Origin of the sequence: Mesorhizobium sp. M7A.F.Ca.AU.001.01.1.1 (assembly GCF_004022735.1) — a bacterium.
Taxonomy (GTDB): Bacteria; Pseudomonadota; Alphaproteobacteria; order Rhizobiales; family Rhizobiaceae; genus Mesorhizobium; species Mesorhizobium ciceri.
On the sequence record NZ_RZPF01001176.1, the window covers coordinates 1 to 1,043 of the forward strand.

Consider the following 1,043-nt stretch of genomic DNA (forward strand, 5'->3'; position numbering starts at 1 on the left):
CGACAAGATTGCTGCGGACGCAAACATTTTCCGTGCCCAGATCGCCACTCTTGAGAGCCGGAAGGCCATTTTGGATGCGGTCATGGCCGACACCGCCAGCCGGCTTTCCGGGTTGCGGGTTCTCGAGCCGCAGGTCAGTTTGCTGACCCAGCGATACAACGAACTTCTTGGCCGGCAACAGGATTTGACGCGGCGTATCGGAGTTCCCTCGGCTGGAATTTCCATCCTATCGGCGGCATGGCCGCCGACCATCCCGCAGACCTTGCCCGCCATCTTCCTTGTTCCGCCCGGGATGATTGTGTTCGCTATACTGGGCGCGATTTTCGTCACGATGCGCAATCACTTCGATCGGACTTTCCGCGGTGAGACCGAGGCGGAAGCGGTGCTCAAGGTTCCATGTATGGGGCAGATTCCCGAAGCAGGCAGGGTGCATGCCAAACGACTGCGAACCCTTGTCCTGGGCGAGCGCAGCTCCGCCTATAGCCGCGCCGTGACGTCGTTGCTGATTGCTGCGGCGCCCAATGCGCTGAGGGCTCGTTCGTCGTACACGGCGCTTGTCACCTCCAGCGTCCCGGAGGATGGGGGGACCGAGCTCGCATGGAGTCTGGCGCTGGCCGGCACGCGGATGGGCGGTCGTGTTCTCTTGATCGATCTTGAACGCAAGGGCGTTCAACTCACGCTCGAGTTCCTGCATCAGTTCAGCGAGCGCAAGAGCCGCCATTCCTTCGCTGATTATGTCTGCAATCGCAGCAACCTGGAAAACGCCGTGGCCAGTCTGCATGAAATCGGCATCGACGTGATGACCGCTGCTCCGTCGGACGATCTGCTGGCGGTGTTGTCCTGCGAGGATGGGGGCAAAGTGATGGCGGATCTGCACTTGACCTATCGCATCGTCATCATAAACCTGCCGTCGGCGCTCGGGCGGCCGGAAGCCAAATTTCTGGCTGGATGGGCTGATGCGGTGCTTTTTGCCGTCCGATGGAGGAAAACGCCACGTACCCTCGCTCGCGGGGTGCTGGAACTCCTTCAGGGCAACGGTTCTC

1 pseudogene is annotated in these 1,043 nt (G+C 60.9%); it reads left to right on the plus strand.

Annotated features, from left to right (window positions below):
* Positions 1 to 82: 82 nt before the first annotated feature.
* Positions 83 to 1,043: pseudogene (locus EN884_RS36865) on the plus strand (exopolysaccharide biosynthesis protein); the annotation flags it as partial.